Consider the following 12943-nt stretch of genomic DNA (forward strand, 5'->3'; position numbering starts at 1 on the left):
ACAAACCAAGAGATTTTGTTTTTAATCATTTTGTCAGAACACTGAGCTATAAAAATGGTGATATTTCTTTGGATGTATCAACCTCTTTATCATTATTTTCTCAAGTATCAGCAAGAAGCATCGATATGAAATCCCTTATTCTTTCTATAACCTTGTCGGACAGTTCACTTAAACGAAGCCCGAGCGGAAACTTCCGACGATACCGTGTTCTTTGTTCATAACGTACCCCGGTTTGGCGTGCGGCTTTCGGTTTTGAACAGATCCAATCCAAGAATACAGGACACTCACACCTGTCAGCATATATTCGTAGTTAATTTGCCAGCCTCATTCACCTAAGATACTGACACATTCTCTTTCTTCTATTTATAAAGAGATGTCTTTAACGACTCGTCCCTTTCTTAGCATATGAAAGGTGCTCCGCTTGTAAATTTACGTTCCAAATGTCTGCTCAAAATTAGAACACAAAGACTAAAACGAGACGGAATCAGTGTAAAATAAAGCCGAACCCATAATACCCACAAACAAATGACATGTCTATATTTTTTATTCGAATGGAATCTGCTGTCGCTTCATGTTGAATTGTGCGCTTTCCCGAGAAATAATTTCCGCATGCGTAAGGGTTATTTCCTCATTTTTCAGACAGATGATACTCGTACAAGCAGAAGCCGTGTTTTTTCATATCCTGTAATGAGGTGATGAAGAATGGTTAAGATTTTTATTGATCCTGGCCATGGCGGGTCTGATCCAGGTGCAACAGGAAATGGCCTTCAAGAAAAAACGTTAACCCTGCAAATCGCTTTAGCTTTACGTACAATATTGACAAATGAGTATGAAGGAGTTTCTTTGCTGCTGAGCCGGACAAGCGACCAATATGTCAGCTTAAGTGACCGGACAAATGCCGCAAATAACTGGGGAGCAGATTTCTTTTTGTCCATTCACATTAATTCCGGGGGCGGCACAGGTTTTGAAAGCTATATTTACCCGGGTGTAGGAGCTCCGACAACAACTTACCAATCTGCAGTTCACTCTGCAGTGATACAAGCTGTCGACTTCGCCGACCGCGGCAAAAAAACAGCAAACTTCCACGTCCTAAGGGAGTCGGCAATGCCTGCCCTATTGACCGAGAACGGATTCATTGATACCGTTGCTGATGCAAATAAGCTTAAAACAAGCAGCTTTATTCAAAGCTTAGCGAGAGGCCATGTAAACGGGCTGGAGCAAGCCTTTAACCTTAAAAAAACATCCAGCTCAGGGTTATATAAGGTTCAAATCGGCGCATTTAAAGTAAAAGCGAATGCGGACTCACTCGCTAGCAGTGCCGAAGCTAAAGGCTTTGACACGATTGTCGTTTTAAAGGACGGATTATACAAAGTGCAGATTGGCGCATTTTCGTCCAAAGACAATGCGGACGCTCTTGCTGCCAGAGCGGAGAATGCCGGATTTGACGCAATTGTCTTTCTAGAATCATAGTCTAGACGCGGACGAGCGTTTCATAAAAAACCCGGCTCCTCATCACGAGAAACCGGGTTTTTTTATTCAAGAATATCAACAACAAATTGTGACCATGTTTCCAGACGGTTATAGATGTCGTCCTGTCTTAATTCTGAGACTTTCATCCATTTACCCGCAATTTGTTCTTTCTCCTTTACTTCCACTTTTGAGCCAGGCTTCAACTCTAGCGCAGAAAGAATACCGATATGCACTTTGCCGACACTGTTTTCATCATCATTGATGAGTCCAAGTGTGACAATCGCCTGTTTATCCTCTTCATGTATTTGCAGTTCTTCGTCAAGCTCACGGTCTGTGTTCAGCTTTAAGACTTCAGCAAATGAGGCTGCTCCTTCGATGGCGTTCATATGGCCTCCAAAGCCGAGAGAAAGCTTATTGTGCAGACGTGATTCTCCGCCGCCAGCCAGCCGCTCATAAAGGAAAACTTCATCTTCGCGCTTAATGACGACATAGGGAATCGGCTGCTTGTAATGAGGATCTTCTTCTGCGTCTCCCCTTCTCATTTCACGATAGGCTTCTTCGATCTGAGCCATGATTTCTGCTACTCTGCTATTTTCACTGTTCACGCCCTGAAAGGTTAAGCTCTCTTTCTTAAACACGTCGTCGCGTGGGGCGACCAAAATCATTTCATCCATCTTTCCCATGGTTACTGCGTCCTCCTTATTTAACCTTCAAGCGAAAAGAGCAGATATTATATCTGCTCTTTTTCATCTCCAAAATAAAAGTCATCGTCTTTGAGCGGCTCAACTGTCGCTTTTTTATAACCGTTCCCCTTCATAGAGAAGAAGTCATGTGATTTTGTTTTTGTATTTAATCCGTTTAAAACGATCGGATTAATATCTTCCTCTTCAAAGTATGGATCAAATCCAAGGTTCATCAGCGCTTTATTGGCATTATAGCGGATGAATTTCTTTACATCGTGTGAGAGTCCGACTTGATCGTACAAGTCTTCTGTATACTCAAGCTCATTTTCATATAACTCATTCAGAAGGTCGATCGCAAAGTCGCGAAGCTCTGCTTTTTTCTCTTCTGTCTGCTTATTATAGATTTCCTGAGCAAGGAGACCCACATAGACGCCATGAATCGCTTCATCACGAAGGATCAGGTTGATGATTTCACCGCTTTGCATCAGTTTTCCTTGTCCGTAGAAATATAACGGATAATAGAAACCGCTGTAGAAGAGGAAGCTTTCCAGATAGACGGAAGCAACCATCGCTTTGAACAGAGAAATCTCGTCATCTTTTTGAATGGCTTTGTAAAGTCCGACGATGATTTGCGCTTTTTTCTGCAAATATTTATTTTGTTTAACCCATTCGAATACTTCATTAATCGTTTCAGTCGGTGCCAGGGTCATGAAAATATTAGAGTACGACTTCGCATGGACAGCGTTCTCCATCATTGCCATAAAGTTCAGCACCGCTTTCCGCTGGTGACCGTCTACGTGTTCAGCCACGATTGGCATTCCCGTATTCCCCTGCTCTGTATCAAGAAGAGTAAGTCCGGCCAGTACCTTCATATAAGTGTCCTGCTCGTTTTTTCCGAGGTACTTCCAAGTGAGGAGATCGCCGTTTAAAGCAATCTCTTCCGGAAGCCAGAACTGTTTCACGTTTTGGTTATAGAACATTTGGGTAAAATCGTCTTCATGCTTTGACCAGTTTGCTGCGTCATAAATTTTTGTCACTATAAACTCTCCTTTAATCAAACAACACAAGAAAGGCAGCTGTCTTGCCCAGTATCTTTCGTTCTTGCATAGTAAATGGTTTTAATTCCTCTGTGATGTGCATACAGATCGATTCGGTTTAAATCACGAGTCGTCATTGTGTCTTTTAAGAACAATGTGAAGCTGATTCCCTGATCAATGTGCTGCTGGATAGTCGCGATCATATCTACAACCTTGAACATGTCCATATCGTAGGCTTCTTTATAGAAGAACCAGTTATTAGATGCAAGCCCAGGCATTGGGTAGTACGTTTTTGAGTTGCCGTATGTTCTTTCTTCAATCCGTTCCATAATCGGCATGACAGACGCCGTGCTTGATTGAACGTATGAGATAGAGCCTGTAGGCGCAATGCATAATCTGTAGCTGTGATACATGCCGTGTTCAGCCACAAATGCTTTTAGCTTTTCCCAGTCCTCTTTCGTTGGGATATGCATGCCTTCAAACAGGTTGGCGATTTTTTCGTATTTCGGTGAGAAATCAGTTGAAACGTATTTGTCGAAGTATTCACCTGTCGCATAGGTTGATCCTTCATATTGATCAAACGTTTCACCCTTCTCTTTTGCGATTTCTGCAGAACGCTGGATGGAGTAGAAGTTCACCATCATAAAGAACGTGTTTGCAAAGTCACGCGCTTCCGGACTTTCATACGCAATGCCGTTTTGCGCAAGGTAGCCGTGAAGGTTCATAGCGCCGAGACCGATTGATTTCATCGCTTTGTTTGCCCGTCTTACAGCAGGCGCATTGCGGATATCAGTCGTTTCAGACACGTGTGTTAAAGAGTCTGTCGCAAGCTTAACTGTCTTTTCGATTGATTTGTGCTCCATGACGTTGAGAATGTTAAGCGAGCCCAGGTTGCAGGAAATATCCAAACCGATTTCATCTTCTTCATCATAGTCTGTGTATGAAGAAACCTGAGATGCCTGCAGCACTTCAGAGCAAAGGTTAGAAAATTTCACCTTGGAAATATGGTTATTCGCATGCACTTTATTCACGTTATCTTGGAACATGATGTATGGATAGCCTGATTCAGAACGAAGCATCGCCAGTTTTTCAAGTAATTTCCGCGGGTTGATTTTTTCCTTTTTCACCCGAGGGTTGTCGACAAATTTGTCGTACATTTCGTTCATGTCCATCTCATCCATGTGCTGGCCGTACTCTTTATAAATCGTGTGCGGATAAAATACGTAAGCCGCTTTGTCCTCACGCGCAAGCTCAACGAACTTATCCGGAATGACAACACCGATAGAAAGCGTTTTGACGCGCACATCTTCATCGGCAGAAATCTTTTTCGTATCGAGAAAATCATTGATATCGCGGTGGAAAATGTTTAAGTACGCCGCGCCAGATCCCTGTCTTTGTCCCATTTGGTCAGCGTAACGGAACGCGTTATCAAGAAGCTTCATGACGCCTACAACACCTTTTGTGGCATTTTCAACATCTTTAATGGCTTCACCTTTCGCGCGAAGCTTGGACAGGTTAAGAGAAACCCCGCCGCCCAGTTTCGAAAGCTGCATGGAAATATCGATCGCTCTTGAAATATCGTTTAATGAATCATTGACCTCGAGTAAGAAGCAGCTCACCAGTTCACCGCGGCGTTTTCTGCCGGCGTTCAAAAATGTCGGTGTGCTCGGCTGGTATTCCTGATTGATCATCAGGCGCACATATTCTTTTGCTTTCTCAGTGTCGCCGTTTGCGAAGAACAGCGCGACAATTGAGATCCGGTCCTCATAACGCTCGAGGATTTTTTTCTTGTCATTCGTTTTCAAAGCATAGTCATTATAGAATTTAAACGCACTCATGAAGGAAGGAAAACGAAACTTCTTAGCGTAAGCTGTCTTAAACACTGCTTTAATGTCTTCAAAAGAATAAAGGCTTAAGAATTCCTCTTCGTAGTATTGGTTTTCAATCAAATAATCCAGCTTCTCTTTTAAATCGTGAAAGAAAACTGTGTTTTGATTGATATAATCTACAAAATAGCTATGTACAGCCTCTTTATCCTTATCAAACTGGAATTTTCCATCTTTTTGGATCATAATTTCGTTATTTAACTGGATCCATTTTGGCACTTGATTTTGTGACAACTCTTTCTACCTCCTGAGTAAACAATTCAACGTCTTTAGATGTGCCGCTGAGTTCAAATTTGTGCAAGATCGGCACCTGATATTGTCTTGAAATGGTATCGGCGCTTTTTGCAAAGTTATCGCCCCATACTTTATTGCCGCTCGAAGCGACTCCTAATAAGAGATGGGCGTATTTTTCGAGAAATGATTGTGTTGATGCCGGTACCTGACCGAAGTTTGTCGTGTAGGTGACCAAAACAAACGGAGTGTCCAGGTGGTCAATTTCGTCCACCTTGCGTATCTGCTGAAAGCCTATTTTGTTCACAAACCGCTGAACATTCCCTGTTTTTGAATCAAATATGATTTGTACCACGTTTTATCACGACCTATCAAAAAATATGAATCTCTCATCACTAACACTATATATAGTATACTACCCTCTAGCAAAAACACAATATATAGATTTGTTTTTATGAAAAATTCATATTTTGATCAAATCAGGCAAATGGGCAGACTCATTAGGGCCCAAAAAAGAGAGCAGAACGAGAATCATCTCTCGTCCTACTCAGGGTGTCGTTTTTAAGCCGATGTATATCATAACATGAAAAAAAACTGCTTAGTAGTCTAGATTTTTTTTTCTTAAGCTATCACAGCATTTTTCGCTCTCTACTGTTTCTTCTATTTCAACATCCGCACCGATCTCTTCTAAAACCGCCTTCAAAGCGCTGATAATTGACGCTTCTCTGATTAATTCTTTTCCGTTCACAATGATGCTTGTTCCGTATTCATAGCAAGAATCATCTTCGCAAATTTCTTCCCAATGATTCACGATCACTTTATGCTTCATTTTTTCACCCTCTGCTTGATCTGTGTCTGTATTTAGTTTAGCGGGTAGCATCCTCTTTGTAAAATCGGATGCTTGTGAATTTTATTCAAGCTCATCATCCGCGTATTCTTTCTTCAGCTTTACCTCATTGCGGGACTCATTATACTCATAAATTTTAATATAGCCGTCCTCCATAACCCCAAAATGATTATGCTCAAGCGGGAACGAGGTTGGCTGAGGCGTATCATCATCTGAATTGCCGCTGTCTGTTTCAATGATGGTTTCTTGGTTCCCGCACGCCCCGAACAGCAAAAATACAGCTATCCACACAAGCACAATCCTGATTCGTCTCAGTTCTGCTTCACTTTCAAACAAGATCGCGTCACTCCCAGATTCAGATTTTTACATGATATTCGTTATAGCCTTACATATGTTGATCTCATAAAAAAAGACCGTGCCTTGGCATGGTCAGCTTACAGAACAACTTGGTTCATTTTAAAAATGGCTGCCGAGATTCCCCCGACAGCCTCCCCATGCGTTGACATGGTATTTTTGTAATCTATTCGAGTTCAAGCTGGACGTTTTTTTGCGGCGCAAACGTTGAGATCGCATGTTTATATATAAGCTGCTGCTTCCCTTCCGATTCCAGCAATACGGTAAAGTTATCAAAGCCTTTCACTTGGCCACGCAACTGAAAGCCATTCAGCAAAAAAACAGTGACATACGTATTTTCTTTCCGGATTTGATTCAAAAACTGATCCTGAATATTAATCGGTTTCATGTTTCGTCCTCCTTGATTCTCTATATCATACAGTTTCGATTAAAGTTCGAGTTTTCCTGCTATATGTGTGAAAATTTCCTTTTTTTTCAGCTCCATATCAACGGGCGGTGTCATATCGAACCAGGTAACCTGCATTTTGTTGCGGAACCACGTCAGCTGGCGTTTCGCATACCGTCTTGAGTTCTGCTTTAGCTGATCGACAGCATCAGAAAGTGTCACAAAACCGTCAAAATATGCATATAGCTCCTTATAGCCTATCGCCTGTATCGACTGACAGTCTCTCACATTCCGGTCGTAGAGGCATTTCACTTCCGGAAGAAGACCTGCCTCCATCATCATATCGACCCGCTGATTAATTCTAGCGTAAAGCGTGTCTCTGTCCATTGTCAGTCCGATTAACACTGCATTGTACAAGAGTTCTCGTTTTTGCTCCTTCAAATGCTGAGACATCGTTTTTCCAGACGTGTGTAAAATTTCCAGCGCACGAATGACTCTTCTTGTATTATTCGGATGAATTGCAGCTGCTGCCTCAGGATCTGCCGCAGCAAGTTTGGCATGAAGAAAGTCAGCGCCTTCCCGCTCCGCAGCTATTTGCATGCTTTGTCGAAAAGCAGGGTCGTTCGCCTCTTCCGTAAATGTATAATCGTACAGCACAGATTGTATATAAAGCCCTGTACCGCCGACAATCATCGGAAGCTTTCCTCTTTTGGCAATCTCGCTGATTTTGTTTCTCACTAAGCCTTGATAATCGGCGGTGGAGAAGGAATCTTGGGGATATAAAATGTCAATCAGATGATGGGGCACTCCCTCCATCTCCTGTTCGGTGATTTTAGCTGTTCCAATATCCATCCCTTTATAAACCTGCATCGAATCTCCGCTGATAATTTCCGCGTTCAAGGATTTAGCTAGCTGAATACTTAAATTTGTTTTCCCCACTGCCGTCGGTCCGACTAAAATGACAACGGGCTGCTTCGTATTATTCAATATGTATCACTCTCTTTTATAAATCTCCCCCCATTATAGCATTCATCATGTACAACCACCTATCCATTTTGCCCTTTTTTTGCACCGGTAAACATCCTGCTACCAGCCGAGCGGCTCATTGCCGACGATTTCTCTCGTCCTTCCTTTCAGGGCATGCCGATGCGTTTTTCTTCCGTCATCTTTCGGATCATACACAACGCCTCCGTACCGGATCTCAATCGGTTCATTATAGGCCAGATACGTCGTTTCTTCGATTTCGTGATAATGAGTGCCGTCTGCTAAGGGAATCGCAGGGCCCGAGACTCCGTAATACCGGTGGAAATGACCGCTTTCAAAAGACGTAATCCCAGTAAAGTAGTGTGTATGCTGATCGGTATTCGATCCATTAGCCGGCTGAGTAAATCCTTCAATGAGATGATAATGTCCCTGTTCTTTGGTTGTTTTGACATGATAAGCATGTGCGTGAGGCGGCGCTTTTAACCAGTCAGACGGATACAGGCCCAATGTGATCACATCCCTTCTTTTTCATCAAACGCCCAATCAAATCTGGGTAGGCTGAATACACTGCATCATCTACAATTTATTACAGGAGGAAATAAAAAATGAACGAGATAGAGAATTTCACTGCTGAAGATACAAGAATATTTGGAAGACCTTTTGGGTTTGGAAGACCTGGATTTGGCTACGGGTTTGGATTTGGCCGTCCATTCGGATTTTACGGGGGGCCTTTTTTCGGCGGCCTTGTAGGCGGGCTTGTAGGAAGCGCTTTATTTAATCCTTATTTCTATGGCGGATATCCCTATTATCCGTTTCCTCCATATCCTTATTACTATTAAACACAACAGACCTCTTAAAAAAGGGGTCTTTTTTATGTCAGTGAAAATGAATCTCTTGACTCATACTTAGGCATACACTAATATTTTTCTAGCTGAGATTTTTATGACCTAAAAACATATTTGAAGTGAGGAGAATTTACAATGTTAATAGGATACATATTCCTCACGATTGCCATATGCTCGGAATCGATAGGAGCGGCCATGCTGAAAGTGTCTAACGGCTTCAAAAAATGGAAGCCAAGCGCCCTGGTCGTGATTGGCTATTCCCTCGCCTTTTACATGCTGTCGCTGACCTTAAACCATATCCCCCTGAGTCTCTCATATGCGACATGGAGCGGTGTGGGCACGGTGCTGACGGCAGTGATCGGAGTGAAATGGTTCAAGGAAGAACTGAACGTGAAAGGACTAATTGGAATCCTTTTATTAATTTCAGGGGTTGTGTTACTTAACTGGCAGTAAGGAGTGATGATCATGAAAGGATTTCTTTATTTGGCTCTTGCCATTGTATCTGAGGTTTTCGGGAGCACGATGCTGAAGCTTTCAGAAGGATTTACACAAGCCTGGCCCATTATCGGAGTCATTGCCGGGTTTCTTTCTGCTTTTACCTTTCTAAGCTTTTCTTTAAAAACAATTGACTTATCAAGTGCGTATGCGACATGGTCAGGCGTTGGAACGGCGCTTACAGCCATTGTCGGATTTTTGCTTTTTGGCGAAACCATCAGTTTAAAGGGAGTGTTCGGGCTCACGCTTGTCATTGCAGGCGTCGTCGTGTTAAATCAGTCAAAAGCCCCTGCTAAAGAAAAAAAACAGACGGTCTGTGAGTGACCGTCTGTTTTTTTATTCACCAGCCCGTTTTACAGTGGCCTCAAGCTGCAGCTCGACATTTCCTTGAACTGCGCGTGAAATCATGCATGACGACTCCGCCTTTTCACAAAGCTTGTGCGCCAATGCAATGTCTTCTTGTGAAGCATCATGTTTGAGCATGACGGAGGGACGGTGAATGATCTTTTTGTATGTAAAGACTCCTTTTGTGACGTCGACAATACCTTCTGACTCCATCTGCAAGTCTTCTTTTTCCAGCCCGCTTCTTTCCATCATCGCAGCAAGTGTAATAATGTAACAGGTCGCTGCCGCCCCGAGAAGCATTTCATCTGGGTTGGTCCCCTCTCCCGGTCCATCCATTTCTTTAGGAATAGAAATAGATGTGATGAGGTTTCCGCTTTCGATCGTACCGACGTCATTGCGGTTTCCCGGCCAGTTCGCTTTTAAATAAAAATGATGATCTGCCATCGTATGTTTTGCCTCCTTTTATGATCCTATTTCAGTCTACTGATCTTCTCTTATTTTGTCTTCAGATCTGCTTGTTACGAATACTCTTTTTCAAGGACACTTTTGATCGCACGAACATAAGCATAAAATTCACTGTTCTTTGTGTATTTCCTATTTTTATAATAAAAATCATCGAAAAATGCTTCTCTCTGTTCGCGGCTGATTTCCAGCTGGATACTCAGCCCTGTTTCCCCTTGGTTGTTAATGTTTTCGGCACTCAATCCAGCGAGACCGCTTTTAGACGACGCTAGCTCAGCCGAAAATCCTCTTCTCTCAAGGGCTCTTACGATCATTTTCGCCCGCTTTCGGTCTGTGCCTCCAACAAGTGTATTCTTGTTCTCCCCTTTATATCCGTGAAAAGCCACAACATATTGGTGCTCCTTGATTTTCTTTGCAGCCAATGGCTCATCAAAGTTGGTGCTTGTAATGTGCAGCGTTTGGTTATCGTGTGACTTCAGCCCTTCAAACAGGTATGTAGAGTATTCATTATTGAAATACCGCACAAGCTCGCTTACTCCGCCTTCAATTCTTCCGCCGTGCGGAGACATAATTAAGACATTGCTTCCCTTTTTTTCATTATAAGAAATATCATAATCGGCTGGGCTCTCATTTTCTGCCAAGCTGCTGAAATTTGAATATGTATCTGGCTGATCAGATGGTTCAGGTTCTAATGAGTAATGAACATATCTTAGGAATAAGACAATGGCTAAGACTAATATGACATTTAGTATAAATCTTCTCATGTTTAACTCCTTTCATAAGAATGGCACGGTTCATTATATGAGGTTTAGCCAATAGGTTTTATCTTACCATTGTATACACTATATCATCAGTGAAAAAGTTCCCGGTTTCAAAAAATCAATTGAATGTCACAGTTAATAGCGGTTCATTTCAAATATGAGTGAAAAAAGATTGAGAGGAAAGGCAAAAAAGGTAGGAACAACCTCACTTGGTAATTAAATGTATAGAGGTTTAAGGAGGGTTTTTCCAATTAACAGGCTGCCCGGTATACAGAAACGGACAGCCTGTTATCGTCCTGCAAAATAGAAATTTTGCTTATTTGTTCTCACAAAGTCACAGGAGAGAATAGAGTCTAACAAAAACGTTCTGATCTGTTGTTTCGAAAAACAAAAAGCTTTGATTTGCGTTTTGCTTTTCTGTCTTACAATAATCGTTCTTTTGCTTATCGTTCCGTCTTTCTTCATATATATAATGCTGATTGGCATTTGGCTTTCCAAAGACCGATGTAAGAAGAAATTCATCCAGCTGCACCCTTCCTGCCTGTTTAATATGACAACATTATAATACGAACAAACGTTCTTTTTCAATGTCCAATGATTGCCACGACTTATGAATCTTTCGTATCTGATTCGAAAGGTTCATAAAAACCAACTCATGTCTGCCTCTTATAAAGGACAAACAAACTTACCAAACCTATCATCTGTTCATAGAGTATACAGAGAACCTTATAATAGGAGGAAAATACATGTTTGGGTACTCTATGGTACAAATGGTGAGAGCAAATGCTCATAAGCTAGATTGGCCGTTACGGGAAAGCGTCTTGCAGCTTTACAAGCCCTTCAAATGGACTCCTTGCTTCTTGCATCAATTTTTCGAAACCAAATTGAAAAACAGAAAAAAAATGTCAGTCATTATTGAATTTGAGGAAGGCTGTCACGAGACCGGCTTCCAAACGGCTGGACAGGTACTGCAAAAAGAAAAACGCAGCAAGCTAAAAAGCCGCTTCAACAAAATCAATTGCTGCAGCGCGGAGGTTACTCCTTCAGCGTTACATTCTCTTCTTTCTGAATGCGGCGATATCCGCAAAGTGTATTTAAACCGAGAAGTCAAAGCGCTTCTAGACACGGCAACCGAAGCAAGCCACGCGAAGGAAGTCGTTAGAAACGGGCAAACCCTGACAGGAAAAGGCGTTACCGTCGCTGTTGTCGATACAGGAATCTACCCGCACCCTGATTTAGAAGGCAGGATTGTCGGATTCGCGGACATGGTCAATCAAAAAACCGAGCCTTATGATGATAATGGTCACGGCACACACTGTGCAGGTGATGTTGCAAGCAGCGGCGCGTCCTCTTCCGGCCAATACCGCGGACCTGCACCGGAAGCCAACCTAATCGGTGTGAAGGTGTTAAACAAGCAAGGTTCAGGAACGTTAGCGGATATTATTGAAGGTGTAGAGTGGTGTATTCAATACAATGAGGACAACCCGAATGAACCGATTGATATTATCAGTATGTCGCTCGGGGGCGATGCGCTTCGATATGATAATGAACTGGAAGACCCGTTAGTCAGAGCGGTTGAAGAAGCGTGGAACGCGGGGATTGTCGTCTGTGTCGCTGCCGGAAACTCAGGGCCTGATCCACAAACGATTGCAAGTCCGGGCGTGAGCGAAAAGGTGATTACAGTAGGTGCGCTTGACGATAACAATACCGCAAGCAGCGATGATGATACAGTCGCTTCCTTCTCAAGCCGCGGGCCGACAGTATACGGGAAAGAAAAGCCTGATATATTAGCGCCCGGTGTTAATATTATTTCCCTTCGCTCTCCGAATTCTTATATCGATAAGCTTCAAAAGTCAAGCCGTGTAGGATCTCAGTATTTTTCAATGTCAGGAACATCGATGGCAACACCAATCTGTGCAGGAATTGCAGCTTTAATCCTTCAACAAAATCCTGACCTTACACCTGATGAAGTGAAAGAGCTGCTAAAAAATGGCACAGACAAATGGAAAGATGAAGATCCGAATGTTTACGGAGCGGGCGCTGTAAACGCAGAAAATTCCGTTCCCGGCCATTAGACAGCATCATAAAGCCGGCAAATCTCTCTCAGCAGAGTTGCCGGTTTTATGTTTTGAATTTTCATAATAATGAGATAAAATAA

At 42.6% G+C, this 12943-nt stretch carries 17 protein-coding genes; 5 read left to right on the top strand and 12 right to left on the bottom strand.

Translation table 11 applies throughout. The annotated features are described in order from the left end of the window. Nucleotides 1–702: 702 nt before the first annotated feature. Nucleotides 703–1470 (top strand): sporulation-specific N-acetylmuramoyl-L-alanine amidase, encoded by a 768-nt coding sequence (gene cwlC, locus CVV77_RS03520; RefSeq protein ID WP_100274659.1) that lies wholly within the window; start codon nucleotides 703–705, stop codon nucleotides 1468–1470. A 62-nt stretch (nucleotides 1471–1532) separates the two neighbouring features. Here cwlC and CVV77_RS03525 read toward each other — a convergent pair whose 3' ends face one another. The 9 genes from CVV77_RS03525 to CVV77_RS03565 all read right to left on the bottom strand — a co-directional run bounded on the left by CVV77_RS03525 (nucleotide 1533) and on the right by CVV77_RS03565 (nucleotide 8393). After that, nucleotides 1533–2153 (bottom strand): hypothetical protein, encoded by a 621-nt coding sequence (locus CVV77_RS03525; protein ID WP_019258472.1) that lies wholly within the window; start codon nucleotides 2151–2153, stop codon nucleotides 1533–1535. Nucleotides 2154–2200: 47 nt separating this feature from the next. Next, a complete protein-coding gene (gene nrdF, locus CVV77_RS03530; RefSeq protein WP_003238355.1) occupies nucleotides 2201–3190 on the bottom strand; it encodes a class 1b ribonucleoside-diphosphate reductase subunit beta in 990 nt (329 codons plus the stop codon). Nucleotides 3191–3207: 17 nt separating this feature from the next. Next, nucleotides 3208–5310 (bottom strand): class 1b ribonucleoside-diphosphate reductase subunit alpha, encoded by a 2103-nt coding sequence (gene nrdE / locus CVV77_RS03535; protein WP_003238357.1) that lies wholly within the window; start codon nucleotides 5308–5310, stop codon nucleotides 3208–3210. Beyond that, complete coding sequence (gene nrdI / locus CVV77_RS03540; RefSeq protein WP_100274660.1) at nucleotides 5270–5662, bottom strand: class Ib ribonucleoside-diphosphate reductase assembly flavoprotein NrdI; 393 nt, start codon at nucleotides 5660–5662, stop codon at nucleotides 5270–5272. Before nrdI ends, nrdE begins: the two co-directional genes overlap by 41 nt. 243 nt (nucleotides 5663–5905) lie before the next feature. After that, on the bottom strand, nucleotides 5906–6136 hold the full coding sequence (locus tag CVV77_RS03545) for a hypothetical protein (RefSeq protein WP_003238362.1): 231 nt from the start codon (nucleotides 6134–6136) through the stop codon (nucleotides 5906–5908). A gap of 81 nt (nucleotides 6137–6217) precedes the next feature. Continuing rightward, complete coding sequence (locus CVV77_RS03550; RefSeq protein WP_100274661.1) at nucleotides 6218–6490, bottom strand: YmzC family protein; 273 nt, start codon at nucleotides 6488–6490, stop codon at nucleotides 6218–6220. A 184-nt stretch (nucleotides 6491–6674) separates the two neighbouring features. Next, entirely contained in the window at nucleotides 6675–6896 is a 222-nt protein-coding gene (hfq, locus tag CVV77_RS03555) for an RNA chaperone Hfq (RefSeq protein ID WP_003221097.1), read from the bottom strand. 39 nt (nucleotides 6897–6935) lie between these two features. Next, nucleotides 6936–7880, bottom strand: coding sequence for a tRNA (adenosine(37)-N6)-dimethylallyltransferase MiaA (miaA, locus tag CVV77_RS03560; RefSeq protein ID WP_100274662.1), 945 nt, complete (start codon nucleotides 7878–7880; stop codon nucleotides 6936–6938). Nucleotides 7881–7979: 99 nt separating this feature from the next. Further along, on the bottom strand, nucleotides 7980–8393 hold the full coding sequence (locus CVV77_RS03565; protein WP_100274663.1) for a YmaF family protein: 414 nt from the start codon (nucleotides 8391–8393) through the stop codon (nucleotides 7980–7982). 89 nt (nucleotides 8394–8482) lie between these two features. Here CVV77_RS03565 and CVV77_RS03570 point away from each other — a divergent pair, with 89 nt between their 5' ends. From CVV77_RS03570 to ebrB, 3 genes are all read left to right on the top strand, one after another. Then, entirely contained in the window at nucleotides 8483–8716 is a 234-nt protein-coding gene (locus CVV77_RS03570; RefSeq protein ID WP_003238366.1) for a hypothetical protein, read from the top strand. Between the two features lie 141 nt (nucleotides 8717–8857). Beyond that, nucleotides 8858–9175, top strand: coding sequence for a multidrug efflux SMR transporter subunit EbrA (ebrA, locus tag CVV77_RS03575; RefSeq protein WP_032732040.1), 318 nt, complete (start codon nucleotides 8858–8860; stop codon nucleotides 9173–9175). A gap of 12 nt (nucleotides 9176–9187) precedes the next feature. Further along, a complete protein-coding gene (gene ebrB / locus CVV77_RS03580; RefSeq protein WP_019258468.1) occupies nucleotides 9188–9541 on the top strand; it encodes a multidrug efflux SMR transporter subunit EbrB in 354 nt (117 codons plus the stop codon). 12 nt (nucleotides 9542–9553) lie between these two features. Here ebrB and CVV77_RS03585 read toward each other — a convergent pair whose 3' ends face one another. From CVV77_RS03585 to CVV77_RS22300, 3 genes are all read right to left on the bottom strand, one after another. Then, nucleotides 9554–10006, bottom strand: a complete 453-nt coding sequence (locus CVV77_RS03585) for an OsmC family protein (RefSeq protein ID WP_084992385.1) — start codon at nucleotides 10004–10006, stop codon at nucleotides 9554–9556. Nucleotides 10007–10080: 74 nt separating this feature from the next. After that, entirely contained in the window at nucleotides 10081–10788 is a 708-nt protein-coding gene (locus tag CVV77_RS03590; RefSeq protein WP_100274664.1) for a poly-gamma-glutamate hydrolase family protein, read from the bottom strand. Nucleotides 10789–11073: 285 nt separating this feature from the next. Next, a complete protein-coding gene (locus CVV77_RS22300; protein WP_003238371.1) occupies nucleotides 11074–11307 on the bottom strand; it encodes a hypothetical protein in 234 nt (77 codons plus the stop codon). 224 nt (nucleotides 11308–11531) lie between these two features. On the opposite strand from CVV77_RS22300, the gene aprX reads away from it, so the two are divergent. Further along, nucleotides 11532–12860 (top strand): serine protease AprX, encoded by a 1329-nt coding sequence (gene aprX / locus CVV77_RS03600; RefSeq protein ID WP_100274665.1) that lies wholly within the window; start codon nucleotides 11532–11534, stop codon nucleotides 12858–12860. Nucleotides 12861–12943 lie beyond the last annotated feature (83 nt).

It is taken from the genome of Bacillus sp. SN1, assembly GCF_002796895.1.
In the GTDB taxonomy this organism is placed as follows: domain Bacteria; phylum Bacillota; class Bacilli; order Bacillales; family Bacillaceae; genus Bacillus; species Bacillus inaquosorum.

Bases quoted from the DNA above. Each gene is read 5' to 3' on its own strand.
- CVV77_RS03585 (WP_084992385.1), bottom strand. From the start codon at position 10,006: ATGGCAGATCATCATTTTTATTTAAAAGCGAACTGGCCGGGAAACCGC.
- ebrA (WP_032732040.1), top strand. From the start codon at position 8,858: ATGTTAATAGGATACATATTCCTCACGATTGCCATATGCTCGGAATCG.
- CVV77_RS03590 (WP_100274664.1), bottom strand. From the start codon at position 10,788: ATGAGAAGATTTATACTAAATGTCATATTAGTCTTAGCCATTGTCTTA.
- ebrB (WP_019258468.1), top strand. From the start codon at position 9,188: ATGAAAGGATTTCTTTATTTGGCTCTTGCCATTGTATCTGAGGTTTTC.
- aprX (WP_100274665.1), top strand. From the start codon at position 11,532: ATGTTTGGGTACTCTATGGTACAAATGGTGAGAGCAAATGCTCATAAG.
- hfq (WP_003221097.1), bottom strand. From the start codon at position 6,896: ATGAAACCGATTAATATTCAGGATCAGTTTTTGAATCAAATCCGGAAA.
- CVV77_RS03545 (WP_003238362.1), bottom strand. From the start codon at position 6,136: ATGAAGCATAAAGTGATCGTGAATCATTGGGAAGAAATTTGCGAAGAT.
- cwlC (WP_100274659.1), top strand. From the start codon at position 703: ATGGTTAAGATTTTTATTGATCCTGGCCATGGCGGGTCTGATCCAGGT.
- CVV77_RS03570 (WP_003238366.1), top strand. From the start codon at position 8,483: ATGAACGAGATAGAGAATTTCACTGCTGAAGATACAAGAATATTTGGA.
- CVV77_RS03525 (WP_019258472.1), bottom strand. From the start codon at position 2,153: ATGGGAAAGATGGATGAAATGATTTTGGTCGCCCCACGCGACGACGTG.
- CVV77_RS22300 (WP_003238371.1), bottom strand. From the start codon at position 11,307: ATGAATTTCTTCTTACATCGGTCTTTGGAAAGCCAAATGCCAATCAGC.